This window comes from Streptomyces silvae (genome assembly GCF_016745505.1).
Taxonomy (GTDB): Bacteria; Actinomycetota; Actinomycetes; order Streptomycetales; family Streptomycetaceae; genus Streptomyces; species Streptomyces silvae.
This window is the reverse complement of the sequence record NZ_JAERUC010000207.1, coordinates 50,340-75,284: the sequence shown is the minus strand read 5'-3', so window position 1 is coordinate 75,284 and position 24,945 is coordinate 50,340. Positions and strand designations below refer to the sequence as shown.

At 72.3% G+C, this 24,945-nt stretch carries 21 protein-coding genes; 11 read left to right on the top strand and 10 right to left on the bottom strand.

Annotated features, from left to right (window positions below; genetic code table 11):
• Nucleotides 1–36: 36 nt before the first annotated feature.
• The 4 genes from iolB to JKV81_RS35910 are packed head-to-tail and all read left to right on the top strand — an operon-like array spanning nt 37 to nt 5,429.
• Nucleotides 37–918 (top strand): 5-deoxy-glucuronate isomerase, encoded by an 882-nt coding sequence (gene iolB / locus JKV81_RS35925; protein WP_129263088.1) that lies wholly within the window; start codon nt 37–39, stop codon nt 916–918.
• Complete coding sequence (iolD, locus tag JKV81_RS35920) at nt 915–2,831, top strand: 3D-(3,5/4)-trihydroxycyclohexane-1,2-dione acylhydrolase (decyclizing) (RefSeq protein WP_129263086.1); 1,917 nt, start codon at nt 915–917, stop codon at nt 2,829–2,831. The genes iolB and iolD overlap by 4 nt, the downstream gene beginning before the upstream one ends.
• A 13-nt stretch (nt 2,832–2,844) precedes the next feature.
• Entirely contained in the window at nt 2,845–4,344 is a 1,500-nt protein-coding gene (locus JKV81_RS35915; RefSeq protein ID WP_129263084.1) for a CoA-acylating methylmalonate-semialdehyde dehydrogenase, read from the top strand.
• Nucleotides 4,345–4,385: 41 nt separating this feature from the next.
• Complete coding sequence (locus JKV81_RS35910; protein WP_202079798.1) at nt 4,386–5,429, top strand: protein kinase family protein; 1,044 nt, start codon at nt 4,386–4,388, stop codon at nt 5,427–5,429.
• 91 nt (nt 5,430–5,520) lie between these two features.
• Here JKV81_RS35910 and JKV81_RS35905 read toward each other — a convergent pair whose 3' ends face one another.
• The gene (locus JKV81_RS35905) at nt 5,521–6,621 is read right to left on the bottom strand and encodes a hypothetical protein (RefSeq protein ID WP_202079797.1); all 1,101 of its coding nucleotides are present in this window, start codon (nt 6,619–6,621) and stop codon (nt 5,521–5,523) included.
• A 258-nt stretch (nt 6,622–6,879) separates the two neighbouring features.
• Between JKV81_RS35905 and JKV81_RS35900 the strand changes: the two genes are divergently transcribed.
• Both JKV81_RS35900 and JKV81_RS35895 read left to right on the top strand, forming a co-directional pair.
• Nucleotides 6,880–7,980 (top strand): C40 family peptidase, encoded by a 1,101-nt coding sequence (locus JKV81_RS35900; protein WP_202079794.1) that lies wholly within the window; start codon nt 6,880–6,882, stop codon nt 7,978–7,980.
• A gap of 120 nt (nt 7,981–8,100) precedes the next feature.
• A complete protein-coding gene (locus JKV81_RS35895; protein ID WP_202079792.1) occupies nt 8,101–8,706 on the top strand; it encodes a DUF4291 domain-containing protein in 606 nt (201 codons plus the stop codon).
• Here the strand turns inward: JKV81_RS35895 and JKV81_RS35890 are convergent.
• Both JKV81_RS35890 and JKV81_RS35885 read right to left on the bottom strand, forming a co-directional pair.
• Entirely contained in the window at nt 8,672–9,220 is a 549-nt protein-coding gene (locus tag JKV81_RS35890; RefSeq protein WP_202079790.1) for a nucleoside/nucleotide kinase family protein, read from the bottom strand. The genes JKV81_RS35895 and JKV81_RS35890 overlap by 35 nt on opposite strands.
• Before the next feature lie 41 nt (nt 9,221–9,261).
• A complete protein-coding gene (locus tag JKV81_RS35885) occupies nt 9,262–9,681 on the bottom strand; it encodes a GNAT family N-acetyltransferase (protein ID WP_202079788.1) in 420 nt (139 codons plus the stop codon).
• 131 nt (nt 9,682–9,812) lie between these two features.
• On the opposite strand from JKV81_RS35885, the gene JKV81_RS35880 reads away from it, so the two are divergent.
• The 5 genes from JKV81_RS35880 to JKV81_RS35860 all read left to right on the top strand — a co-directional run bounded on the left by JKV81_RS35880 (nt 9,813) and on the right by JKV81_RS35860 (nt 17,472).
• Nucleotides 9,813–12,542 (top strand): alpha/beta fold hydrolase, encoded by a 2,730-nt coding sequence (locus JKV81_RS35880; RefSeq protein ID WP_202079786.1) that lies wholly within the window; start codon nt 9,813–9,815, stop codon nt 12,540–12,542.
• A complete protein-coding gene (locus JKV81_RS35875; protein ID WP_129263072.1) occupies nt 12,539–13,429 on the top strand; it encodes an ABC transporter permease in 891 nt (296 codons plus the stop codon). Before JKV81_RS35880 ends, JKV81_RS35875 begins: the two co-directional genes overlap by 4 nt.
• Before the next feature lie 126 nt (nt 13,430–13,555).
• Nucleotides 13,556–15,151 (top strand): vWA domain-containing protein, encoded by a 1,596-nt coding sequence (locus tag JKV81_RS35870; protein ID WP_202079784.1) that lies wholly within the window; start codon nt 13,556–13,558, stop codon nt 15,149–15,151.
• A 112-nt stretch (nt 15,152–15,263) separates the two neighbouring features.
• Nucleotides 15,264–16,217: an STM4015 family protein gene (locus tag JKV81_RS35865; protein ID WP_202079782.1), complete on the top strand. Its 954-nt coding sequence runs from the start codon at nt 15,264–15,266 to the stop codon at nt 16,215–16,217.
• Between the two features lie 61 nt (nt 16,218–16,278).
• Nucleotides 16,279–17,472: a wHTH domain-containing protein gene (locus JKV81_RS35860; protein WP_202079780.1), complete on the top strand. Its 1,194-nt coding sequence runs from the start codon at nt 16,279–16,281 to the stop codon at nt 17,470–17,472.
• A gap of 48 nt (nt 17,473–17,520) precedes the next feature.
• Here the strand turns inward: JKV81_RS35860 and JKV81_RS35855 are convergent, their stop codons facing one another.
• From JKV81_RS35855 to JKV81_RS35825, 7 genes are all read right to left on the bottom strand, one after another.
• The gene (locus JKV81_RS35855; RefSeq protein ID WP_202079778.1) at nt 17,521–17,835 is read right to left on the bottom strand and encodes an L-rhamnose mutarotase; all 315 of its coding nucleotides are present in this window, start codon (nt 17,833–17,835) and stop codon (nt 17,521–17,523) included.
• A 17-nt stretch (nt 17,836–17,852) separates the two neighbouring features.
• Complete coding sequence (gene rhaS, locus JKV81_RS35850) at nt 17,853–18,938, bottom strand: rhamnose ABC transporter substrate-binding protein (RefSeq protein ID WP_129263061.1); 1,086 nt, start codon at nt 18,936–18,938, stop codon at nt 17,853–17,855.
• 41 nt (nt 18,939–18,979) lie between these two features.
• A complete protein-coding gene (locus tag JKV81_RS35845; protein ID WP_129263059.1) occupies nt 18,980–20,035 on the bottom strand; it encodes an ABC transporter permease in 1,056 nt (351 codons plus the stop codon).
• Entirely contained in the window at nt 20,019–21,071 is a 1,053-nt protein-coding gene (locus tag JKV81_RS35840) for an ABC transporter permease (RefSeq protein WP_202079776.1), read from the bottom strand. Before JKV81_RS35840 ends, JKV81_RS35845 begins: the two co-directional genes overlap by 17 nt.
• Nucleotides 21,068–22,585 carry a sugar ABC transporter ATP-binding protein gene (locus JKV81_RS35835; RefSeq protein ID WP_129263054.1) on the bottom strand — a complete coding sequence of 506 codons (1,518 nt, stop codon included), beginning with the start codon at nt 22,583–22,585 and terminating at the stop codon, nt 21,068–21,070. Before JKV81_RS35835 ends, JKV81_RS35840 begins: the two co-directional genes overlap by 4 nt.
• A gap of 319 nt (nt 22,586–22,904) precedes the next feature.
• On the bottom strand, nt 22,905–23,456 hold the full coding sequence (locus tag JKV81_RS35830; protein WP_202079774.1) for a GNAT family N-acetyltransferase: 552 nt from the start codon (nt 23,454–23,456) through the stop codon (nt 22,905–22,907).
• A 148-nt stretch (nt 23,457–23,604) separates the two neighbouring features.
• Nucleotides 23,605–24,879: a phosphoribosyltransferase family protein gene (locus tag JKV81_RS35825; protein ID WP_202079773.1), complete on the bottom strand. Its 1,275-nt coding sequence runs from the start codon at nt 24,877–24,879 to the stop codon at nt 23,605–23,607.
• Between the last annotated feature and the right edge of the window lie 66 nt (nt 24,880–24,945).

The following is a 24,945-nucleotide window of genomic DNA, read 5'->3' as shown; positions in this document are numbered from 1 at the left end:
CCGTGAACCGGCGGGACGACGGGTAGGGATGGAGCCATGACGACCACCGACGAGCAGCAGAGGCACCACCTCAGGGCCGGCCGTGCCGCACGCGGCCCCTACGCCCTCGACATCGACCCGGAGCGCGCCGGGTGGGAGCGGTCGAGCCTGCGCGTCCTGGAGCTCGGACCGGGTGGTGTTCACACCCTGGTCACCGGGGAGAGCGAATGGATCATCCTCCCGTTGTCCGGTGGCTGTACGGTGCAGACAGCAGGTGAGATCTTTGAACTGCTGGGCAGGAAGGACGTGTTCAGCGCAGCAACCGATTTCGCCTACGTCCCACGCGACGCCCGCGCCCAGATCGCCTCCGGCGCAGGAGGCCGCTTCGCCCTGGCAGGAGCGAAGTGCGAGCGACGACTCCCCGCTCGCTACGGCCCCGCGCCGGAGGTACCGGTCGAGCTCCGCGGCGCCGGCGCGTGCTCGCGCCAGGTGAACAACTTCGCCGCCGCCGACACGTTCGACTGCGACCGGCTCATCGCCGTCGAGGTCCTCACCCCCGGCGGCAACTGGTCGTCGTACCCCCCGCACAAGCACGACGAGCACCGCCCCGGCACCGAGTCGGTGCTGGAGGAGATCTACTACTTCGAGGTCGAGGGCGACGGTCTCGGCTACCACCGGGTGTCGCCGTCCCGCCCCGGAGGCACCGACGTCCTCGCCGAGGTCGCCACGGGGGACGCCGTCCTCATCCCCGACGGCTGGCACGGCCCCTCCATCGCCCCGCCCGGCCGCACCCTGTACTACCTGAACGTGATGGCGGGCCCCGGCGAGCGCGAGTGGCTGATCAGCGACCATCCGGACCACCGCTGGATCCGCGACACCTGGCCCGGACAGCCCGTCGACCCCCGGCTGCCGCTCCACGGGACGGAGGACGCCCGGTGACCACACCACGCACCGCGCACAACGGCGCCCCCGGCCCGGCCCGCAGGCTCACCACCGCCCAGGCGCTCATCGCCTTCCTCGCCCGCCAGTACACCGAGCGCGACGGCCGCCGCCACCGCCTGATCGACGCGACCTGGGGCATCTTCGGCCACGGCAACGTCGCGGGCATCGGGCAGGCGCTCGTCGAGGCCGGCCCCGCGATGCCGTACCTCCAGGGCCGCAGCGAGCAGGCCATGGTGCACGCCGCCGTCGGATACGCCCGCCAGTCGGGCCGGCTCTCCGCCCACGCCGTCACCACCTCCATCGGCCCCGGTGCCACCAACCTCGTCACCGGCGCCGCGCTCGCCACCGTCAACCACCTGCCCGTGCTGCTCCTGCCCGGCGACACCTTCGCGACCCGCCCCGCGGACCCCGTGCTCCAGCAGCTCGAAGTGCCGTACGCGGGCGATGTGTCGGTCAACGACTGCCTGCGCCCCGTCTCCCGCTACTTCGACCGGGTCACCCGCCCCGAGGCGCTGATCCCGGCCGCCCTCCAGGCCATGCGCACCCTCGCCGACCCGGCGGAGACGGGCGCCGTCACGCTCGCGCTGCCGCAGGACGTGCAGGCGGAGGCGTACGACTGGCCGGCGGAGTTCTTCGCGACGCGCGTCTGGAACGTACGCAGGCCGGCCCCCGATCCGTACGAACTCGACCAGGCCGTCCGTGCCGTGCGCGCCGCGCGCCGTCCCCTGATCGTCGCGGGCGGCGGGGTCCACCACAGCGGGGCCGAGGAGACGCTCGCCGCGTTCGCCGCCGCCACCCGTATCCCGGTCGCCTCCACCCAGGCCGGCAAGGGGTCGCTGCGCCACGACCACCCCGCCGACGTGGGCGGCATCGGCCACACCGGGACCGCCACGGCCGACGCACTCGCCCGCGAGGCCGACCTCGTCCTCGGGATCGGCACCCGTTACACCGACTTCACGACCGCCTCCGGCACCCTCTTCGCCGACCCGGCCGTCCGCTTCCTCAACCTCAACATCACCGGCTTCGACGCCCACAAGCTCGCCGCCCTGCCCCTCGTCGGTGACGCCCGCACCACGATCGAAGCCCTCGGAGAGGCCCTCGGCGCATGCGGACACCGCGTCGACCCCGCCTACGAGAGCGAGTACACCGACGCCAAGGACCGCTGGGAGCAGCAAGTCGACGCGGCCTTCGCCACCGGCGACCCGGCCGCCCGCCCCACCCAGGCCCAGGTCCTGGGGCTGCTGGACGAGCTGGTCACCGAGGACGACATCCTGATCAACGCGGCGGGCTCCCTCCCCGGCGACCTCCACAAGCTGTGGCGGGCCCGCTCCCCGCAGCAGTACCACGTCGAGTACGGCTACTCCTGCATGGGATACGAGATCCCCGCAGCCCTCGGGGTCCAGCTCGCGGCACCGGGCAGGCCCGTCTGGGCGCTGGTCGGCGACGGCACGTATCTGATGAACCCCACCGAGATCGTCACCGCCGTGCAGGAGGGCCTGCCCGTCAAGCTCGTCATCCTCCAGAACCACGGATACGCGTCCATCGGCGGCCTCTCCGAGTCCGTCGGCGCCGAACGCTTCGGCACCGCCTACCGCCACCGCACCGACGAGGGGGCGTTCACCGGCGCCCCGCTCCCCGTCGACCTCGCCGCCAACGCGGCCTCGCTGGGCATGCACGTCCTGCGCGCCGGGACGGTGGGGGAGCTGCGCCGTGCCCTCGCCGAGGCGCGCGCCTCGGACCGTCCCACTTGTGTCTACGTCGAGACCGGAACGGCAGACACAGTGTCGGGGCCGCCCCCGGCACAGGCGTGGTGGGATGTTCCGGTAGCCGAAACCGCGACCCGCCCGTCGGCGGTCGAGGCCAGGAAAGAGTACGACCGGCAGATCGCAGCCCGACGCCGCCACCTGTGAAGGAGACCCCGTCATGAAGACCGTCAACCACTGGATCGGTGGCAAGGCCGTCGAGGGCACGTCGGGCAACTACGGACCTGTCACCGACCCGGCGACCGGCGCCGTCACCACGCAGGTGGCGCTGGCCTCCACCGAGGAGGTCGACGCCGCGGTATCCGCCGCGAAGGCCGCGTACGCGACGTGGGGGACCTCCTCGCTCTCCGCGCGCACCGCCGTCCTCTTCCGCTACCGCGCCCTGCTCGACTCCCACCGCGACGAGATCGCCGCGCTGATCACCGCCGAGCACGGCAAGGTGCACTCCGACGCGCTCGGCGAGGTCGCCCGCGGCCTGGAGATCGTGGAGCTGGCCTGCGGCATCACCACCCAGCTCAAGGGCGAGCTGTCGACCCAGGTCTCCAGCCGGGTCGACGTCTCCTCGATCCGACAGCCGGTCGGCGTCGTCGCCGGCATCACCCCGTTCAACTTCCCGGCCATGGTGCCGATGTGGATGTTCCCGCTGGCCATCGCGTGCGGGAACACCTTCGTCCTCAAGCCCAGCGAGAAGGACCCGTCCGCCGCCAACCTGCTGGCCGAGCTCGCCGCCGAGGCGGGGCTGCCCGACGGTGTGCTGAACGTCCTGCACGGCGACAAGGTCGCCGTGGACGGGCTGCTCGCCCACCCCGACGTCGCCGCCGTCTCCTTCGTCGGCTCCACGCCCATCGCCCGGTACATCCACGCCACGGCCTCCGCCAACGGCAAGCGCGTCCAGGCGCTCGGCGGTGCGAAGAACCACATGCTGGTCCTCCCCGACGCCGACCTGGACGCCGCGGCCGACGCCGCCGTCTCCGCCGCGTACGGCTCCGCCGGTGAGCGCTGCATGGCCATCTCCGCGGTCGTCGCCGTGAACTCCATCGCGGACGAGCTCGTCGCGAAGATCCGCGAGCGCGCCGAGAAGATCACGATCGGCCCCGGCACGGACCCCGCCTCCGAGATGGGCCCGCTGATCACCGCCGCCCACCGCGACAAGGTCGCCTCCTACGTCACCGGGGCCGCCGCACAGGGCGCCGACGTCGTCCTCGACGGCACCGGCCACACGGTCGAGGGCTTCGAGGACGGCCACTGGATCGGCCTGTCCCTCCTGGACAACGTCTCCACGGACTCCGACGCCTACCGCGACGAGATCTTCGGCCCCGTCCTCTGTGTGCTGCGCGTCGAGACGTACGAGGACGGCGTCGCCCTCATGAACGCCTCGCCCTTCGGCAACGGCACCGCGATCTTCACCCGCGACGGCGGGGCGGCCCGCCGCTTCCAGCTGGAGATCGAGGCCGGCATGGTCGGCGTCAACGTCCCGATCCCGGTGCCGGTCGGCTACCACTCCTTCGGCGGCTGGAAGGACTCCCTCTTCGGCGACCACCACATCTACGGCAACGACGGCGTGCACTTCTACACCCGCGGCAAGGTCGTCACCACCCGCTGGCCCGACCCGGCCGACGCCCCGGCGGGCGTGGACCTCGGCTTCCCCCGCAATCACTGACCCGGCGGACAGGGGCCCCGCCGGGTGGAAGACTGAGCGGTATGGTGCCGGGGTCGCAGCTTCCGTTCGGCGAGTCCCTGCGGGCCCGTCTGGGCCCGCCCGGGCAGGCCTCCGTGCTGGAGAGCAGCCCCCGTTCACAGGTCTGGCGCATCGAGCTGTCCGGCCGTCCGGCGGTGCTGAAGCAGCTGGTGGCGGGCCCCGGGGCCGACGAGCGGTACGCACGCGAGGTGGCCGGCCTGCGCATCGCGGGCCGGGCGCCCGGCACCCCGGTCGTGCCCGCGCTCCTCGGCACCGACCCGGCCGAGCGGGTCCTGGTCCTCGAACACCTCGACGAGCGGCGGCCGCCCGACGACTGGATCGTCGGCTACGCGGCCGCCCTCGCCCGGCTGCACGCCACCGCCCGCCCCGGGGACGCCGGGGCGCTGCCCCGCTGGCAGGGCCCGACCGGCGCGGACGTCACGTCGTTCCTCACCCTGGCCGAGACCCTCGGGATCCCCGGGCCACCGGGCGTACGGGACGAACTCCACGCCCTCGTGGAGCGCCTCGGCCGCGCGGAGGGGGCCGCCCTCCTCCACGGCGACCCGTGCCCAGGCAACGACCTGCACACCCCGGACGGCGTCAGGTTCATCGACTTCGAGCAGGCGTCCCTGGGCAGCGGCCTGATGGAACTCGCCTACCTGCGCATCGGTTTCCCCACCTGCTGGTGCGTCACGGGGGCGTCCGGCCCCCTGCTGGAGCGGGCCGAGGCCGCCTACCGCACGGCCTGGCGCACCGGGACCGGCACCGCACTCCCGGACACCGGCCTGGCCGACGCCTGCGCGGGCTGGCTGATCCGGGGCGACGCCCTCGTCCAGCGCGCCCACCGCTCCACCACCGACCATCTGGCCCGCCTCCCCGACGAGGACTGGACCTGGGGCACGGCGACCGCCCGCCAGCGCCTCGCCCACCGGCTCGGGGTGGTCGCCGGCCTGGCCGAGGAGACGGGGGAGCTGCGGCATCTGCGGACCCTCGCGGGGGATCTGCGCCGCGCCGTTCTGGACCGGTGGCCGACACTGCGCCCGGTGCCGGAACGGCGCCCGTCGTAACCGCCGTCGTAACCGCCGCCGTAACCGCCTGCCGTAACCGCCCCCGCCGTAACCGCGCGTCGTGGCGCCCGAAGCCTGCCGCTCGGGCCCGCTACTGGAAGCTCAGGCGGTGCGGGTGCAGGGGATCGGCCGGGCAGGTGTGCACGCGCATCAGGCCGCGGCCGAGGTGGACACCGGTGGGGTCGATGACACGCGGGTCGTCGGAGGCGTCCCGGTCCTCGACCGGCAGCCAGCTGCGTGACGCCCCGTCGCACTCCCACATGTCCACGGTGAGCAGGGGCGGCATCGCGGCTCCGCACACCCCGCAGTCGACCGGAGCGGGATCGGTCAGATGCCAGGACGCGAACCCTCCGACCTTCCAGCCGGGCGCGATCGACAGGTCGCTCATGTAGTCGAGCTCCTCCGGTTCCTCGGCCCGGGCCGCGGCCATGGCCGCCTCGTACTCCTCGTACGTCGCGTAACTCCGGGGCGGGACGGAGCAGTCGTCGTCCTCCTCCTCTGCGTCGTCCACCTGGTCCGCCTCGTCGCGGAGCCCTTCCTCCCATGCGTCGATCTCCTCCTGGAGCCCTTCGTCCAGCAGCCCGAGATACTCGTGCTCCACGACCTGTTCCGGGTGCACGACGCACACGTCCGGCACGCATTCGGCGCGGCCGACGACCAAGGGCTCGGGCTGCGGGGCGAGTACGGCGCCGACCTCGGCCGAGCGCCGCCACTTCAGCACGACGTCGATCGTGCGGGCGTCGCCGTGCGCCTCGAACGGGCACCAGAGGACCTGCAGCAGATCGTGCCCCTCCGGCCCCACGAGATCCGGGACGTCGCGTGCGTACAGCTGGGCAACGGCCAGCGACGGCACCGGATCGCCGTCGTGGAGGTCCGGAGCGTGGTGTCCCCGGGTCGGCGCGGTGAGCAGGCGCTCTTCGTCCTCGGTGTATCCCCGCCCCCGCGCGCCCTCCTGGATGCGACGGCGCAGCCGCACGTCGGAGAGAAGGTGGCCCGTGCCCTTCGGGTGTACGGCCGTGCACACCGGCCACGGTTCGTCGGCCGGCCACAGCAGAGGGCCCGCCACCGAACTCTCCTGTACGCCGGGGGAGCCATGGCGTGGGTGCAGCCGGGTGGCTGTGCGCCGGTGGGCCGCGAGCGGGGGAAAGGCCGCCTCCACGTCGAGGGGGCGCGGCGGGGTGGTGCGGGTCATGGGAAAGCCCTCCAGGTACGGCAAGTCGTCGGGCGCGTACGCCGGTTCCGGCGACGGTCACACATCCCGAACATTGTCGAGGTCGCGTCACTGGCTGATGCTGCTTCCGTACAGCGCTGGGCGCGGGCAGCAAACTTTGCCATCGTAATGACTCGTCGGAGGGCGCACACAGCCCCCGGTGACGGCAAAGGCTTCGCACGCGACCGGTCCGTTCGGGTCGTCGCGCCACAACCCAAGGGACACGGGGGAACAGAAAACATGTCACTTCGCAGCAGGTTTACGCGCCGCACCCGGATCGCTCTCATCGGTATCGCCGCCGGTGGTGTTGCTTCCGCAATCGTTGTCGTACCGTCGCTGGCCGACAGCGGCTCCTCGGAGCCGGCGGCCGTCGCCGCCCAGGCCGAGTACGGGCCGGAGCCCGAGGCGGACAGCAAGCTCGTCACCCAGGCCGGCGGGGTGTCGACCATGGCCACGGCCACGCTCTCCCCCGACACGATGATCAACCGGGCCCGCACCTGGCTCACGGCCAACAACGGCGGCCCGGTGCCGTACAGCATGGAGCGCGTCTGGAAGGACGGCTACCGCCAGGACTGCTCCGGCTTCGTCTCCATGGCGCTCGGCCTGGGGAAGCCCGGCCTGAACACCGTCGGACTGGCCGACTCCAAGAGCGGCGTCACCACGCGGCTCAGCAGCGTGAGCCAGCTGAAGAAGGGGGACCTGCTGATCGACCACCGGACCGACGACGGCGACTTCCGGCATGTGGTGATCTTCGAGAAGTGGGCCAACACCGCCCACAGCGCCTATTACGCCTACGAACAGCGAGGCACGTACGGCACGACCTACCGGCAGCTCAAGTACGGGATCGGCAGCGACAACTACGACCCCTTCCGCCCGGTGAAGCTGGGCGGCGGCACCGGCGGTGGTGGCGGTGGCGGGCAGGTGCCGTCCCCGAGCGTCTCCTGGCCGGTCCTCAAGAGCGGTTCCCAGGGCGCGGACGTGAAGTCCGCCCAGCAACTGCTGACCGCGCAGGGCTACTCGGTCGCGGCCGACAGCAGCTTCGGCCCGAACACCCGCGCCGCGGTGGTCAAGTTCCAGAAGTCCCGTTCCCTGGCCGCCGACGGGGTCATCGGCCCGTACACCTGGGCCAAGCTGATCAAGGTCGTGAAGTCCGGCTCGTCCGGTTCGGCGGTGAAGGCGGCGCAGACGCAGCTGAACGTCTACAACTACGGCCTCGCGGTCGACGGCGGCTTCGGCACGAAGACGAAGTCGGCGGTGGTGGCCTTCCAGAAGAACCACAAGCTGGAGGTCGACGGCGTCGTCGGCCCGAACACCTGGCGCACCCTGCTCGGCAGCCGCTGACCCGAGTGGCCACGGCGGCTCCTCCCCACCGCGCCGAGGTGGGGAGGAGCCGCCGCCGTGCGTGGCCGGCCGGGGAGAAAACCGGATGCTGCGACGCGCCGGCCCCCGCATCCTGGGCGTATGAACGACCGTACCGACCGGCCGCGTTACGAGATCCGCGCGCAGCACACCGACACCACCGTCACCGTCTACCAGGCCTACTCACCGGCCATCGGGCTGCCCACCGCCCGCGACGGGCGCTTCCCGCCCGCCTGGAAGCGCGACCGGATGACATGGATCAAGCCGAGCTTCCTGTGGATGATGTACCGCAGCGGCTGGGGCACCAAGGAGGGCCAGGAGACCGTGCTCGCCGTCGAGATCAGCCGTGACGGTCTCGCCTGGGCGCTGGAGCACGCCGAACTCTCCCACTACGTACGGGAGGTGCACGAGGACCAGGGCGCCTGGAAGCGTGCGCTGCGATCCGCCCCCGCGCGCGTCCAGTGGGACCCCGAGCGCGATCTGGCCCTGAACCCGCTCCCGTACCGCTCGCTCCAGCTCGGGCTCTCCGGGGAGGCATCCCGGCGGTACGCCGACGAGTGGACGGTGTCCGTCCGCGATGTCACCCCCCTGGCCCGCGAGGTGAACGCGGCCGTACGGGCGGGGGAGCGGGAGCGGGCCGCCGCCCTGCTGCCCGTGGAGACCCCGCTGGATCTCAGCGCTCCCCGTCCGGTCCCCGCCACCCCGTGAGTTCCAGCAGGTCCGCGGCGATCTCCACCACCGTCCGGCCGTCCGTGGCCACCCGCGCCGTGTCCGGCGGGGCGTGCTCGTCCAGGAGCCGGGCCTTGCGCGCACTGCCCGCGACCTCGCGGTCCAGGGCCGAGCCGATCTCACGGGCCGAGAGCCGGGCCGGCGCCGTGGCGTCCGACGCGGTGAGCAGCGCCCGGACGATCCGTACGCCGGGGCCCATCGCCCGCTCGAACATGGCGGCCGAACCGGGCAGCACGCTCACCGTATTGGTGTAGATCAGCCGGTGGTGGCCGAGTGCGGCGTAATTCCGCCACACGGCGGCCAGGTTGGCCTCGGTGATCGCCGCGCAGTGCGGGTCGTCAGCCGGGGGCGGGTGGACCTGGCCGAGGTAGTCGCCCTCGACGATCGCGTGGGCGATCCCCGCCTCCCGCAACTGGTCGGACACCTCCCAGCCCACCGTCGTCCTGCCGGCGCCGGCCCGGCCGCCGATGAGGAGCACCTCGCATCGATCCATGCGCGGAGCGTGCCAGGCCCCGCCCCGCATCGCGACCCGATTCACACAGCGGTGGTGAACTCCCAGGTCAGCATCGCGAACACCCCGTCGTCGCCCGCTCCCGCCGAGCGGTAGGTGGCGAGCGCCGCCTCGTTGTGGCGCTCCACGCCGACCCACATGTCGTAACAGCCCCGTTCGCGGGCCTCCGCCGCCAGCGCCTCGGTCAGCGCCCGGCCGATGCCGCGCCGGCGGTACGCCTCGGCGACGGAGAGTTCGTACAGGCACATCTCCGTGCCCTTGTCCGGGTGGAGCATCCCGATGCCCGAGACGAATCCTGCGGGGACCCCGTCCTCGTACGCGATCAGCATGAGATGGCCGTCCGCCGCCAGGAAGCGGGCCGCCCACGCGGGGCGGGGCTCTGCGTCGTAGAGGTGGGCGGCGGCGAGGAGCTCGGCCGTGGTGGTGGCGGGGCGGATGTGCACGTATGGGCCTTTCGCGAGGTCGGTGTACCGCAGGCGGAGTACGGGCGGGCTGTGCCGTACCTCTCAGGGAGGCCGGGGAGCTCCCCCTGGCGGCATCCTGGTGCACCGCGCGCTCCGTTTAGGGTCGAGTCATGGAGAAACCGACTTCCCGGTGGCGGCACCGGCTGCCCCGTACCCCAGGCCGGTGGGCCGCGGTCGTCGCCGCCCTCGCCGTGCTCGTGGGCGCCGGGACCTGGACCGCCGTCGCCGACGACAGCGCCCCGACCGTGCACCGGCAGGACCGGATGATGAAGATGAACGGGGTGTCGGTCGACACGTCGTACTTCACGTCCGGCGGCACCGAGCCCCGGCCGGCCGTCCTCATCGGGCACGGTTTCGGCGGCAGCAAGAACGATGTGCGTGCCCAGGCGGAGAAGCTGGCCGCCGACGGGTACGCCGTCATGACCTGGTCCGCCCGTGGATTCGGGAGGACGACCGGGGAGATCACGCTCAACGCCCCCGACGGCGAGGTCAAGGACGTGTCCGGCCTCATCGACTGGCTGGCGGGCCGCCCCGAGGTGCAGCTCGACGCGAAGGGCGACCCGCGCGTCGGGGTCACCGGCGCTTCGTACGGTGGTGCCGTGTCGCTGCTGGCCGCCGGGTACGACGAGCGGGTCGACGCCATCGCCCCCGTGATCAGCTACTGGAACCTCGCCGACGCGCTCTTCCCGGACGGGGTGTTCAAGAAGCTCTGGGCCGGGATCTTCGTCTCCTCCGGCGGCGGCTGCGAGAGGTTCCAGAAGCAGCTGTGCGAGATGTACGAGCGGGTCGCCGTCAGCGGCACACCGGACGCCGCCGCGCGGAAACTCCTGACGGAACGTTCCCCCGAGGCCGTGGCCGACCGGATCGACGTGCCCGCGCTCATCCTCCAGGGCCAGAGCGACTCACTGTTCCCGCTCGGCCAGGCCGATGCCATGGCCAAGGCCATCAAGGCCAACGGCGCGCCCGTCTCCGTCGACTGGATCGCCGGCGGCCACGACGGAGGGGACGACGAGGGCGACCGCGTCGAGGGCCGCGTCGGCGACTGGTTCGACCGGTATCTGAAGCAGGACAAGGGCGCCGACACCGGCCCCGGCTTCCGCGTGACCCGGACCGGCGGCGTCGACTCCACCGACGGCGCGGCCCTGAAGCGCGGCGCGAGCAGCGACTCGTACCCCGGCCTGACCAGCGGCGGACGGAAGATCCCCCTCACCGGCGCCGGGCAGCCGCCCGCCACGGGCGGCGCGATGAACCGACCGGGGACCGGCGGTGGGCAGAGCGCCCCCGCCAAGAACCTGACGCAGACCTTCCGCAACCCCGCCGGGGCCAGTCCGCCCTCCGTCTCCGCCGTCCCCGGCATCGGAGGCGGGCTCTCCCAGCTCTCCTCGCTCGGCGTCGGCTTCTCCCTCGACTTCCCCGGGCAGTACGCCCGCTTCGACTCCGCCCCGCTGGACGGCGCCGTCCACGTCACCGGATCACCCACGGTCCGCGTGAACGTCAAGGCGGATCAGGGCGACGCCGTGCTGTTCGGCAAGGTCTACGACGTGTCGCCGGACGGGAAGCAGCAGGTGCTGCCCTCCCAGCTGGTCGCGCCGTACCGCATCACCCCCGAGGAACAGGGCAAGCCGGTCGAGCTGACCCTGCCCGCCGTCGACCACGAGGTCGAGGCCGGGCACACCCTCCGTGTCGTGCTCTCCGCGACCGACCTCGCGTACGCCTCACGGGCCGAGCCCGCGACGTACACCGTCTCCCTCGACGGACCCCTGACCGTCCCCACGGCACCCGCCGTGAAGACCGCGGCGGCCACCATGCCCTGGTGGACCTGGGGGCTCCCGGCGGCCGGGCTCGTCATCGCCGCCGCCCTCCTGCTCACCGCGCGCCGGCGCACCGCCACCCCCGCCCCCGACCCGGCGCTGACCGGCGTACCGCTGCAGATCACCGGGCTCTCCAAGAAGTACGCGAAGTCCGCCGACCGGTACGCCGTGCGCGACCTGGGCTTCCGCGTCGAGAAGGGGCAGGTCCTCGGCCTCCTCGGACCGAACGGCGCCGGCAAGACCACCACCCTGCGCATGCTGATGGGGCTCATCACCCCCGACGCCGGTGAGATCCGTGTCTTCGGGCACGCGATCCGCCCCGGGGCGCCCGTGCTGTCCCGGGTCGGCTCCTTCGTCGAAGGCGCCGGCTTCCTCCCGCACCTGTCGGGCCGCTCCAACCTGGAGCTGTACTGGCAGGCCACCGGGCGGCCCGCCGAGGACGCCCACATCGACGAGGCCCTGGAGATCGCCGGACTCGGCGACGCCCTGGCCCGCGCCGTACGCACCTACTCCCAGGGCATGCGGCAGCGGCTCGCCATCGCCCAGGCCATGCTCGGCATGCCGGACCTCCTCATCCTCGACGAACCGACCAACGGACTCGACCCGCCCCAGATCCGCGAGATGCGGGACGTGATGATCCGGTACGCGGCCGGCGGCCGGACCGTGATCGTCTCCAGCCACCTCCTCTCCGAGGTCGAACAGTCCTGCACCCACCTGGTGGTCATGGACCGGGGGCAGCTCGTCCAGGCCGGCCCGGTCGCAGAGATCACCGGCTCCGGCGACATGCTGCTCGTCACCACCGGTGCCGAGGTGACCGAACCGCTCGTGGACAAGGTGGCCGCGCTCCAGGGCATCGGCTCCGCCGTCCGTCTCGACGACGGCCACGGCCTGCTGGTCCGCCTCGACGGCGCCACCGCGTCACAGCTGGTCGCCGAACTGGTCCGTCTCGACGTGCCGGTGACGGGTGTCGGGCCGCACCGCCGCCTGGAGGACGCGTTCCTCACCCTCATCTCCCAAGGATCCGCATGAGCTCCGCACCAGAGATCCAGGCACTCCCCGAGGCCCCCGGCTACCGCTCGCGCCGCACCCTGCCGCTGCGCGTGGAGGCGATGAGGCAGCTGCGCAGGCGGCGCACGCTGTTGATGTTCGGGGTGCTGGCGGCGCTGCCGTTCGTCCTGATCATCGCCTTCGCGGTCGGCGGCACCCCCGGCGGCGGTGAAGGCGGCGGCGGGGGCGGCGGTTCGCGGATCAACCTCATGGACGTGGCGACGGAGTCCGCCGCGAACTTCGCTGCGACCTGCCTCTTCGTCTCCGCCGGCTTCCTGCTGGTGGTGCCGGTCGCCCTGTTCTGCGGGGACACGGTCGCCTCCGAGGCCAGCTGGTCCTCGCTTCGCTACCTGCTCGCCGCGCCCGTCCCCCGGGCCAGGCTGCTGTGGAGCAAGCTCGTCGTGGCGCTCGGCTTCAGCCTCGCCGCGATGGTGCTGCTGCCGCTCGTCGCGCTGGCCGCGGGAGCGGCGGCGTACGGCTGGGGGCCGCTGAAGCTGCCCACCGGCGGCGCGCTCGCCACCTCGGACACCGTGCCGCGTCTCGCGCTCGTCGTCGCCTTCGTCTTCGTCTCCCAGCTGGTCACCGCCGGGCTGGCGTTCTGGCTGTCGACGAAGACGGACGCACCGCTCGGCGCGGTGGGCGGCGCGGTCGGGCTGACCATCGTCGGCAATGTCCTGGACGCGGTCACCGCGCTCGGCACATGGCGTGAGTTCCTGCCCGCCCACTGGCAGTTCGCGTGGGCCGACGCGCTCCAGCCCGACCTCGAATGGGGCGGGATGGTGAAGGGCGCGGCCGTATCGGTGACCTATGCCCTGATCCTGTTCGCGCTCGCCTTCCGGGGGTTCAGTCGTAAGGACATCGTGTCCTGACCTTGACGTTCCGCCCCGCCGGCGCCCGTCGTTGCGCCATCGAGACGGTTCCGCAACGCTTCCGACGACTCCGCCCGGCCACCTCGTACGTCACATTCACAGATGTCCACGACGTGGGGGGTACGTATGGAATGCAGGGCATGGACGCATCGGGGAGCACTCGCGCTCCTTCTGGCGGGCGGCATCCTGATCACCGGGTGCAGCGGTACGGGCACGACCACCGACTCCGCAGGCGACCGCGGTGTCGCCGGCAGCGGCGGACCGGCCGGGGGCAAGAGGGCCCCCGCCGCTCCGTCCGCCGCCCCGGGGCAGCAGGAGGACGGGGCGAGCGAGGCGGAGGACGGCGCGGCCCGCGAGAGCGTCGCGCCCGACTACCTGTCGACCTTCGCCCTGGACGTGGACACCGCCAGCTACGGGTACGCCCGCCGCACCCTGGGCGACGGACAGCTGCCGGACGCCGGCACGGTGCGCCCCGAGGAGTTCGTCAACAGCTTCCGCCAGGGGTACGAGCAGCCCCAGGGCAACGGCTTCTCGGTGAGCGTCGACGGCGCCCGGCCCGATGCCGCCGGCTGGTCGCTCGTACGGGTCGGGCTGGCCACCAGGGCCGCGTCGAAGGCGGGCGAACGCCCGCCCGCCGCACTGACCTTCGTCGTCGACATCTCCGGATCGATGTCCGAACCCGGCCGCCTCGACCTGGCGAAGACCTCGCTGGGCATCCTCGCCGACGAGCTGCGCGACGACGACTCCGTCTCCCTGGTCACCTTCAGCGGCCAGGCCGAGACCCGGCTCCCGATGACCCGCCTCCAGGGCAACCGCACCAGAATCCGGGACGCCATCGAGGAGATGGAACCCGCCGACTCCACCAATGTGGCGGCCGGCATCGAGGTGGGCTACCGGGAGGCGGTCGAGGGCCACCGCGAGGACGCCAGCAACCGGGTCGTCCTGCTCTCCGACGCACTCGCCAACACCGGCGAGACCGACGCCGACGCGATCCTGGAACGCATCGGCGACGCCCGCAAGGAGTACGGCATCACCCTGTTCGGCGTCGGGGTCGGCAGCGACTACGGCGACGCGCTGATGGAACGCCTCACCAACAAGGGTGACGGCAACACCACGTACATCGCCGACGAGACCCAGGCCAGGAAGGTCTTCGTCGACCAGTTGCCCGCCCACGTCGAACTCCGGGCCCGTGACGCCAAGGCCCAGGTCGCCTTCGAACGCAAGACGGTCAAGCAGTTCCAGCTCATCGGCTACGAGGACCGCAAGGTCGCCGACGAGGACTTCCGGGACGACAGCGTCGACGGCGGCGAGGTGGGCCCCGGCCACACGGTGACCGCCCTCTACGCCGTACGGCTCCGTGAGGGCGCCTCCGGCCGGGTGGCCACGGCGACCGTGCGCTGGCTGGACCCGAAGACCGGCAAGGCGCACGAGGAGACCGGCTCCGTGGGGACCGGCGCGATCGACGGGAAGCTCTGGGGCGCGGCCGGTGAACGGCTCCAGGTGACCGCAGTGGCGGCCTACTTCGCGGACACCCTGCGCGGCGGCGACCTGCCCGGCACACCCACCCTCGGACAACTCGCGGGCCGGGCAAGGAAGCTGGCCTCCTCCACCGAGGACAGCTCGGTGGAGAAGCTCGCCACGGCGATCGAGCAGGCCGACCGGATCAGGGGTGGCGGCGACGACGAAGCGCCGGGCGACACCGGCGAGGGCGAACTCAGCTGACAGGGCTGCCCGTTGGCCCGGCAGGGGATCACCCCTGCCGGGCCCGTCCTTGTCGGTGGCGGCTGATAGAACACATCGACCGCCGTCGAACGGACTGTCAGGAGCCATCGCTTTGTCCTATGTCCAGCACGTCGAGCAGTTCCACGGACTGCCGGCCTTCACCTTCCCGCCGTACGCGAACCCCGCGGACCTGCCGGACACGGACGCCGTGGCCTGGCGCCTCCACTGCGGCCCGTACACGACCGACGAGGGCTCCGGGTCCTACTGGAAGCGGTTCACCGAGTCGGTCGAACTGGAGAAGGTACGGGCTCTGATCTTCGGCAGTCCCTGGTACGACGGTGACGCCGGGAGGAGCCCGGACGAACTGCTCGGACTCCGGTCCCGGTTCACCGGGCTCGAAGCCCTGTTCCTCGGCGACCTGGAGGACGAGGAGGCGATGATCTCCACGATCTGCCTCGGCGGTCTCACGGAGCTTCTGGAGGCGTTCCCGGGGCTGCGGGAGCTGGCCATGCGCGGCGGGGAGGGCCTGGAGTTCCCGGTGACGGGCCACGAAGGGCTCCGGGTGCTGCGCATCGAATCGGGCGGGCTGCCCCGCGAGGCGGCCGCCCAGATCGCCGCCGCGTCCCTCCCGTCGCTGGAGCACCTCGAACTGTGGCTGGGCGACGACTGGTACGGCGGCGGCACCAGGGCCGAGGACCTGGCCCCGCTGCTCGCCTGCACCGGCAAGCCCGCGCTGCGCCACCTGGGGCTGCAGAACAGTCCGGTGCAGGACGAGCTGGCCGCGGCCCTGGCCTCCGCGCCGGTCGTGGGCGGACTCACCTCGCTGAGCCTGTCGATGGGCACCCTCGGCGACGAGGGGGCGGAGGCGCTGCTGAGCGGGCAGCCGCTGTCCCACCTGCGGGAGCTGGACCTCTCGCACCACTACCTCAGCCAGGACATGATGCTGCGGATCTGGACGGAGCTGGAGCCGCAGGGGGTGCGCGTGAACCTCACCGGCCGGCAGGAGGAGGACGCGGACGACGGCTGGGACGAGGAGTCCGGCAGGTACATCGCGGTCTCCGAATGACCGCCGTCCCCGGCCTCCGCCCCGTACCCGCTCGCCCAGCCGCAGCAGAAAGGCCCGCACGATGTCCGACGCCCCCACGGCCCACGACCCGGAAGATGCCCTGCTCACCAGCCGTGACCTGAACGGTGAGCGACCCGTGCTGAAACCCGGCGAGCAGGTCCCGTACGGACACGTCCTGTACGCCGCCGCCCTGCTGGGACGGAGTCCCGCGGAGGTCGTCACCCGGCTGACCGCCCTCGGATACGCGGACATCCAGGACGCCGGCTGCCCGCTCCCCGAAGCCGTGGCCCTCGACGACGCGGCGCTGACCAGGAGGGAGGGCCGCGACTCCTTCCTGCAGCGTTGGATCGACGTCACCTCGCCCGTCTCCCTGCGCCAGCTGCTGGAGACCGCGGAGCACACCGGACGCGCCCCCGCCGACGTCGGGCGCCGGCTGACGGCCCTCGGCTACCGGCTCGGCGGCACCGGACCGCTCCCCGGGACCCCTGACCCCCGTGACGTCATGCTGATCCGCACCGACGCCCGGGGCTACGGCAGTTGGCTCGACTGGGGCGACGAGGTCTCCGCCGGACATGTGCTGGGGGCGGCCGACGTCCTCTCCTGCAGCCCGCACGCCGCCGCCGTGCGGCTGGCCTCCCTGGGCCTCCGGCTGCCGTACACCCCCGAGCCCGGCGACGAACGGCTGCTCAGGGCCGGTGACACCCCCGGCGCACGCTGGTTCGGCCGCTACATGGAGCCGCCCCTGGGGCACATCCTCACCGCGGCCAGGGAGACGGGGCGGAGCGCCCGGGACATCGTGGACCGGCTGAAGGTGCTGGGGCTCGGCGCACCGGGCGGTTCACTGCCCGAGGCCCCGGAGGACGACGACTTCGTCATCCTCAGCGAGAACGTCGACGGCCGCGCCCCCTGGCTGCGGAGGAACACCGCCGTCGGACTGCGGATGGAACACCTCCTGCGCGCGTCCCGCGTCACCGGGCGCGGCCCGGCGGAGATCACCGCGCGGCTGACCGAGCTGGGCCACTTTCTGCACGGCGACGCGAAGCTCCCCGGGACCGCCGACGAGGCGGACATCAGGCTGCTGGAGACCGTCGACCGCTCGTACCGGCACACGGTCCATCTGGAGCACGTCCTGCGCAGCGCCGGCCTGACGGGCCGGAGCCCGGCGGATGTCGCGGCCCGGCTGACCGAGCTCGGCTTCACGCTGCCGGACGAGGTGGAGTATCCGGACGTGCGGGGTGCGACCGCCGCGTCCTGACGTACGCCCGCCCCGGCCGTCACGGACAGCCGGGGCGGCGGACACCGGTCAGGCGAGGTGGAACACCTCCGCCAGCGGGACCATGGCCTCGTCGGCCGCCTCCGGCTGCTCGAAGAACTCGCTCATCTCCCGCTGCCACCGGGCGTTGACCTCCGTCGCCGCCATCGCCTCCCTGGCCGCGTCGAAGTCCTCCGTCTCCAGATAGCCGACCAGCGGGCCGTCCTCGCGCAGGAACAGCGAGTAGTTGTGCCAGCCCGCCTCCGACAGCGCGGCGAGCATGTCCGGCCACACCGCCGCATGGCGCTCGCGGTACTCGTCCTTGCGGTCCTCACGGACCTTCAGCAGAAAGCAGACACGCTGCATGGAGCCGGCCCCTCCGGTCAGAAGTCGAACGAGTCGATGTTCTTGGCGTCGAAGACGGTCGGCTCGCCGAGGATGACCTCGCCGTCCTTGCCGATGGTGTACTCGCCGAGCTTGCCCGCCTTGAACTTCTCGCCCTCCGCACCGGTGATCTGCCCCGAGGCCAGCGCCGCGGCCGCGTACGAGCCGAGATAGCCGAGCTCCTCCGGGTTCCAGAGGGAGAACTGCTCGAGGGTGCCGTTCTTGATGTACTTGCGCATCTGGTTCGGGGTGCCGAGCCCGTTGAGGACGACCTTGCCCTTGTACGAGGAGTCGCTCAGGTAGCGCGCCGCCGCGGCGATGCCGACCGTCGTGGGCGAGATGATGCCCTTGAGGTCCGGGTAGGCCTGCATGAGACCCTGCGTCTGCTGGAAGGACTTCTGGTCCGCGTCATCGCCGTACGCGACCTTGACCAGCTCCATGTCCTTGTACTTCGGGAGCTTCAGCTCCTGCTTCATGTACTCGATCCAGGTGTTCTGGTTCGTCGCGTTCTGGGTGGCCGACAGGATCGCGACCTTGCCCTTGTAGCCGATCTGCTCACCGAGGTGCTGGACCAGGCTGCGGCCGATCTCCTCCGAGCCCGCCTGGTTGATGAAGAGCTGACGGCAGTCCTTGGCCGTGTCCGAGTCGTACGCCACGACCTTGATGTCCTTCTTCATGGCCTGCTTGAGCGGGCCGCACACCGCGTTGGGGTCGTTCGCCGCCACGAGGATGGCGTCCTGGCGCTGCTGGATCAGGGTGTTGATGTAGGAGACCTGCGAGGACGCGCTCGCGTCGGACGGGCCGACCTCCTTGCCCGTGCCGCCGTACTCCTTCGCCGCCGCGATCCCCGCCTCGTCGATGAGCTTCTCGTACGGGTTGTTGATCTGTTTGGGCAGAAAGGCGAGCTTCAGGCCCTTCTTCAGCGGTGCGTCCGGATCGGCCTTCGCGGAGCTGCCGGCCTTCGCGCTCCCGCTCTCCTCGCTGTCCTTCGTGGTGCCGGAACAGGCGGTGAGGGCGAGGGCGAGCGAGACAGCGGCGGCTGCGGACGCGACGGCGCGGCGCCCGGCGGCATTGCGGAGCATCATGACGGCGTGTGCCTTTCGGAGGGGGTACGGGGGAGGGGCGTTCAGGACGACCGGGGCGGGGGAGTGTTCGCGGCCCTCCTGTGCCGGCGTTCGACGACCGTGGCGATGACCCGAGGGGTCAGGACGGACGCCACGAGCAGCAGCCCGGTCACGATGACCTGCACCTCGTTGGCGATGTCGTTGAGCGTGAGCAGGTTCTTCAGCAGGCCGATCAGCAGGACACCGGCGACCGCGCCGAAGAGCGTGCCCTTCCCGCCGTCGAAGTCGATGCCGCCGAGCAGGACGGACGCGATGACGAGCATCTCGAAGCCGAGTCCGTTGTCCGCGCGGGCACTTCCGTAGCGGAGGGTGAAGACGACACCCGCGAAGGCGGAGAAGAGACCGGTCACGACGAAGAGCAGCAGCTTGATCCGCTTGACCCGGATACCGGCGAAGTACGCGGCCTCCTCCTGGGCGCCGATCGCGAAGAGCGAGCGGCCCAGCCCCGTGGCGTGCAGCACCACCGCGGCCACCACGGCCAGGACGAGGAAGAGCAGCACCGGATAGGTGAGGAAGGTGCCGGGGACGGTCGTGGTGTCGACGGCCCAGTCCGCGTAGACCTGCGGGAAGTCCGTCACCGCGTCGCTGCCGAGCGCCACCGAGGCCAGGCCGCGGTAGAGCGCCAGGGTGCCGATGGTGACGGCCAGGGACGGCAGCCCCACCCTGGTCACCAGCCAGCCGTTGAGGAGACCACCGGCGACGCCCACCAGCAGCACCACCGGCACGATCATCTCGAACGCCCAGCCCGCCTCCCACAGCGCTCCGGTCAGCGCGCTGCCCAGGCCCAGCATGGAGGCCACCGACAGGTCGATCTGCCCGGCGACGACGAGGAGCGTCATCGGCAGGGCGATGAGGGCGACTTCGGCGATGTCGTTGAAGGCGAACGCGAGGTTCTCGCCCGAGCCGAAGCCCTCCGTGGTCCCCAGCCCGACGACGAGGACCGCCACCAGCAGGACACCGACCGCGGTGTCCCAGCGCAACGCCAGATCACGTACGGGAGAGGGCTTCGTCGCGGCCCGCGGGGCGGGGGCCGTCTTCGTGTCAGGCGCCGTGGTCATGACGGGCGTTCCTCTTCCTCAGGGCGGCGGTCATCCGCAGGTTCACGATCCGGTCGACGCTGATGGCCAGCAGGAGCAGCGCACCGGTGATGGCCCCCTGCCAGAAGGAGTCCACCTTCAGCACGACCAGGACGCTGCCGATGGTGGTGAGCAGCAGGGCGCCGAGCGCGGCGCCCCAGACGGTGCCGGTGCCGCCGGTGATGGCGACACCGCCGACGACGACCGCGCTGACGACGGTCAGCTCCCAGCCGTGCGCGTTGTCCGCGACGACGGTGCCGAAGCGGGCCAGCCACAGGGCCCCCGCGAAGCCGGCGACGGCACCGGAGAAGGCGTACGCGGCGAGGATCCGGCGGCGGATCGGGATCCCGGCGAGCCGGGCGGCCTCGGGGCTCGACCCGATCGCGTACAGCTCACGCCCCGAGCGGTAGCCGCGCAGGAAGTACGCGGTCGCCGCGAGCAGCACGACGGCGATCAGCGGCAGATACGGGATGCCGAGCACGCTCCCGCTGCCGAGCCCCAGCACCGCGTCCGGTACGTCGGAGGCGCTGATCTGCTCGCCCTGCGCCCACCAGTAGTCGACGCCCTGGATGATGTAGAGCATGCCCAGGGTCACGACGAGCGCCGGGACCCTGCCGAAGCTGACGAGGGCGCCGGAGACCAGGCCGCAGACGACGCCGATCGCGATGCCGAGCAGCATCACCGTCAGCACACCGTGGTCGCTCCCCGCGACGAACTTCCCGCAGGCGAAGGCGGACAGGCCGACGACCGAGCCTACGGACAGGTCGATGTTGCGGGTGATCACGACGGCGGACTGGCCGACGGCGAGCAGCACCAGGATCGAGGCGTTGAGCAGCAGGTCCTTGATGCCCTGGTCGGACAGGAAACGCGGGTTGGCCAGATAGGTACCGAGGATCAGCAGGGCCAGCGCCCCCGCGATGGAGATCTCCCGCGCCCGGAAGACCGCGTCCACGAGCGAGGAGGCGCTCCGCTCGGGCGCCTTCGAGGTGTCCGGGGGGCTCTCGATGGTGGTGGTCATGCCGCTGCCCTCTCGTTGCGTCCGGTGGCCGCGGCCATGACCGACTCCTCGGTGGCGGCCTCGCGCGGGATCTCGGCGACGAGCCGGCCCTCGTGCATCACGAGCACCCGGTCCGCCATGCCGATGACCTCGGGGAGGTCGGAGGAGATCATCAGGACCGCGAGACCGTCGGCGGCGAGCGCGGAGAGCAGCCGGTGGACCTCCGCCTTGGTGCCGACGTCGATCCCGCGGGTCGGCTCGTCGACGATCAGCACGGCGGGGCCGGTCGCCAGCCACTTGGCCAGCACGACCTTCTGCTGGTTGCCGCCGGACAGCACGCCCACGGTGTCGGCCAGCCGGCTGTACTTGAGCTGGAGGCGCACCGCCCAGTCGGCGGCCCGGTCGTGCTCCAGGGCCCGGCTGACGAGCCCGCGCTTGCGGACCTCGGCCAGGCCGGTGAGGCCGATGTTCCGCTCGATCGACATATCCATGACCAGCCCGCGCTGCCGCCGGTCCTCCGGCACGAGCGCGAGCCCGGCCTCCATCGCGGCGGTCGGCGAACCGGGGCGCAGCACCGTGCCCGCCACCCTCACCTCGCCCGCGTCGGCGCGGTCGACGCCGAACACGGCCTGGGCGACCTCGGTGCGCCCGGCGCCGACGAGTCCGGCGAGTGCGACGATCTCGCCGCGGCGTACGTCGAAGGACACGTCGCGGAAGACACCCTCACGGGTCAGCCGGTGCACCGACAGGGCGACCTCGCCGACCGCCGCGTCCTGCTTGGGGTAGAGGTCGCCGAGATCGCGGCCGACCATCCTGCGCACCAGGTCGTCCTCGGTGAGCCCCTCCACCGGCTCGGAGGAGATCCACCGGCCGTCGCGCAGGGTCGTGACGCGCTGGCACAGTGCGAAGATCTCGTTCAGGCGGTGCGAGATGAACAGCACCGCCGCGCCCTCGGAGCGCAGCGTACGGACGACGGAGAAGAGCCGGGCCGTCTCGCTGCCGGTCAGGGCGGCCGTCGGTTCGTCCATGATCAGGACGCGGGCGTCGAACGAGAGCGCCTTGGCGATCTCGACGATCTGCTGGTCGGCGATCGACAGCCCCCGGGCGGGGCGGTCCGGAGCCAGATCGACCCCGAGTCTCCGCATCAGCCCGGCGGTGGCCGCGTGGACGGCCCTGCGGTCGATGCGGCCCAGGGACCTCCGGGGCTGACGGCCCATGAAGATGTTCTCGGCGACGGACAGGTCGGGGAAGAGCGTCGGCTCCTGGTAGATGACCGCGATGCCGGCGTCGCGGGCGTCCGCCGGGCCGTGGAAGACGACGGGCTCCCCGTCGAGGAGCACCTCGCCGCTGTCCGGGCGGTGCACCCCGGCGAGGGCCTTGATCAGCGTCGACTTGCCTGCGCCGTTCTCCCCCGCGAGTGCGTGGGCCTCACCGGGGAACAACTGCAGCGACACGTCCTGCAGGGCCCGTACGGCACCGAAGGACTTGCTCACGCCCTTCAGGGCCAGGACCGGGGCCGGGGCGGACTGGTTCATGGGAGCTCCTCAGCGGAGGGACTGTTCCGCTCCACCCGCCGTGAAAGGTTTCAATGAGGTTGCTCGGAAGCTAAACGGGGATTGCGGGCGCCGTCAATGGGTTGATGGCGAGAAGTTCCAGGAACGGGCGCGATATCCGGGCTGAACGGGGGGAGTGGGTGGGCACCCTTGACAGGCCTCGGGGCAGGCCACTATCTTCCCGACGCTTGAATCGATTCATGATGATAGACGCAGACCCGCGTCATGGATGCGCGCGGACCCGCCTGACGGCCGTGCGTCGCCCCACGGGCAGCGCGTGGCCTCCACGCGCGGAAGCCGCTCACGGGCGCGCCGCGGGATGGCCCGGCCCCAGGAGCACGACGAGCCCCGCCCGTCCGGGTACGGACACCGGGACCTGATGCCAGCCCGCCCGCCGGTAGAAGCGCAGCGTCGCCTCGGCGCGTACGGACGTGAGCAGCCAGCACCGCCCGTCCGGGGCGGCTTCGGTGACCGCCGACAGCAGGGCCGAGCCCAGGCCGGCGCCGCGGGCGTCCGGGGAGACGGCCAGCTCGTCGACCTCCAGGGCCCCGGACAGCCAGCCCTCGACACGGCCGGGTCCGAGCGCCTCGGCGACATGGCCGTAGCTGCGGCCCGAGGGGAAGACGTCCGGTGTGGTCCAGGCGGTGGCGAAGCCGCCCACGGTGCCCCCGCCGAGGGCCAGCGCGGCGGTGAATCCTGGGCGCGCGGCGTCCGCGGCGAGCCGCTCGACGTAACGGTCACCCGCCGAGGGGTCCTCGTTCCACGGAGGCTCGGAGAACACATCGGCGTACACCTGGCGGATCCCGTCGGCGTACGAAGGAAGGCTCGCGCCCTCGACCAGCCGGACCCGCATGACCGCACCACTCCCACCCCTGGACCGTTCCGGAAAGGAACTCCCCACCCCTGGACCGTTCCGGAAAGGATAGGGCGCGCGGTCACGGGAGCGTGGCCGGACGAGGGGCGCCCGGACGGCCGCTGTCCGGAAGGAGCCCCTGCGCCGCTCAGCCGGCGGGCCGTACCAGATGGGTGGTGAACCAGTCCCGGGCCAGCTCCGCGACCCGGTCCAGGGCGCCCGGCTCCTCGAAGAGGTGCGTGGCTCCGGGGACGATCTCCAGCCGGTTCTCGCAGTGCAGCGCCGCCTGCGCCTGCCGGTTGAGGTCGATCACCGTGGTGTCGGCGCCGCCCACGACGAGCAGGGTGGGCGCGCGTACCCCGGACAGATCGGCCCCGGCCAGATCGGGGCGCCCGCCGCGGGAGACCACGGCGCCGACGCCCGAGTCCGTCGCGGCGGCGGCCCGCAGCGCCGCTGCCGCCCCCGTACTCGCCCCGAAGGAGCCCACGGGGAGGGGCACCTGGCGCCGCAGCCAGGCGGTGGTGTCCGCCAGGCGCCCGGCCAGCAGGCCGATGTCGAAGACGTTGGCGCGGTAGACCTCCTCGCCGGGCGTGAGCAGATCGAAGAGGAGGGTGCCCAGGCCGGCGCGGTTCAGCACCCCCGCCACGGCGCGGTTGCGCGGACTGAGGCGGCTGCTGCCCGAGCCGTGGGCGAACACCACGACCGCACCGGCGTCCGCGGGGAGTACGAGGTCCCCGGCGAGCGGGACCCCGCCGGCGTCCACCTCGACCTCCTCGGCCGTGGCGGTCCCCGTGGAGGCCCGTGCCAGAAGGGAGACGACCTCCTCGTCGGAGGTCTGGGAGAAGTCCCGGTACCACGCGCCCACGGCGGAGAAGAGATGCGGAGTGGAGAGGCAGACGACCTCGTCGACGTCCTCACGCAGCCTGGCGGCGACATCCGGTGAGGCGACCGGCACGGCGAGCACGACACGGGAGGCACCCTGCGCCCGCACCACCTGGCAGGCGGCCCTCGCGGTCGCCCCGGTGGCGACCCCGTCGTCCACCACGACCACCGTGCGCCCCTTCAGGGGCAGGCGCGGCCGGCCCTCCCGGTACGTCTGCGCCCGCCGCAGCAGCTCCGCCTCCTCGGCGCGCTCCACGGCCTCCAGGTCCTTCTCCCGGACCCCGGCGTGGCGGACGATCTCGTCGCTGATGACCCGGGCCCCGCCCTCCCCGATGGCGCCGAACCCCAGCTCCGGGCGGTACGGCACCCCGAGTTTCCGGACCACGATGACATCGAGCGGGGCGCCGAGGGCCCGCGCCACCTCGTACGCCACCGGGACGCCGCCGCGTGGCAGCCCCAGGACGACGGGATCGCGCCGTTCCAGGTGCCGCAGGGCCTCGGCGAGCTGTCGCCCGGCATCCGTGCGGTCGGTGAACAGCACGGGGGTTCACCTCCAACGGGGGAAGAGCGGAACGCGCACGCGTGACCCCCACCTTCGAAGCAACCG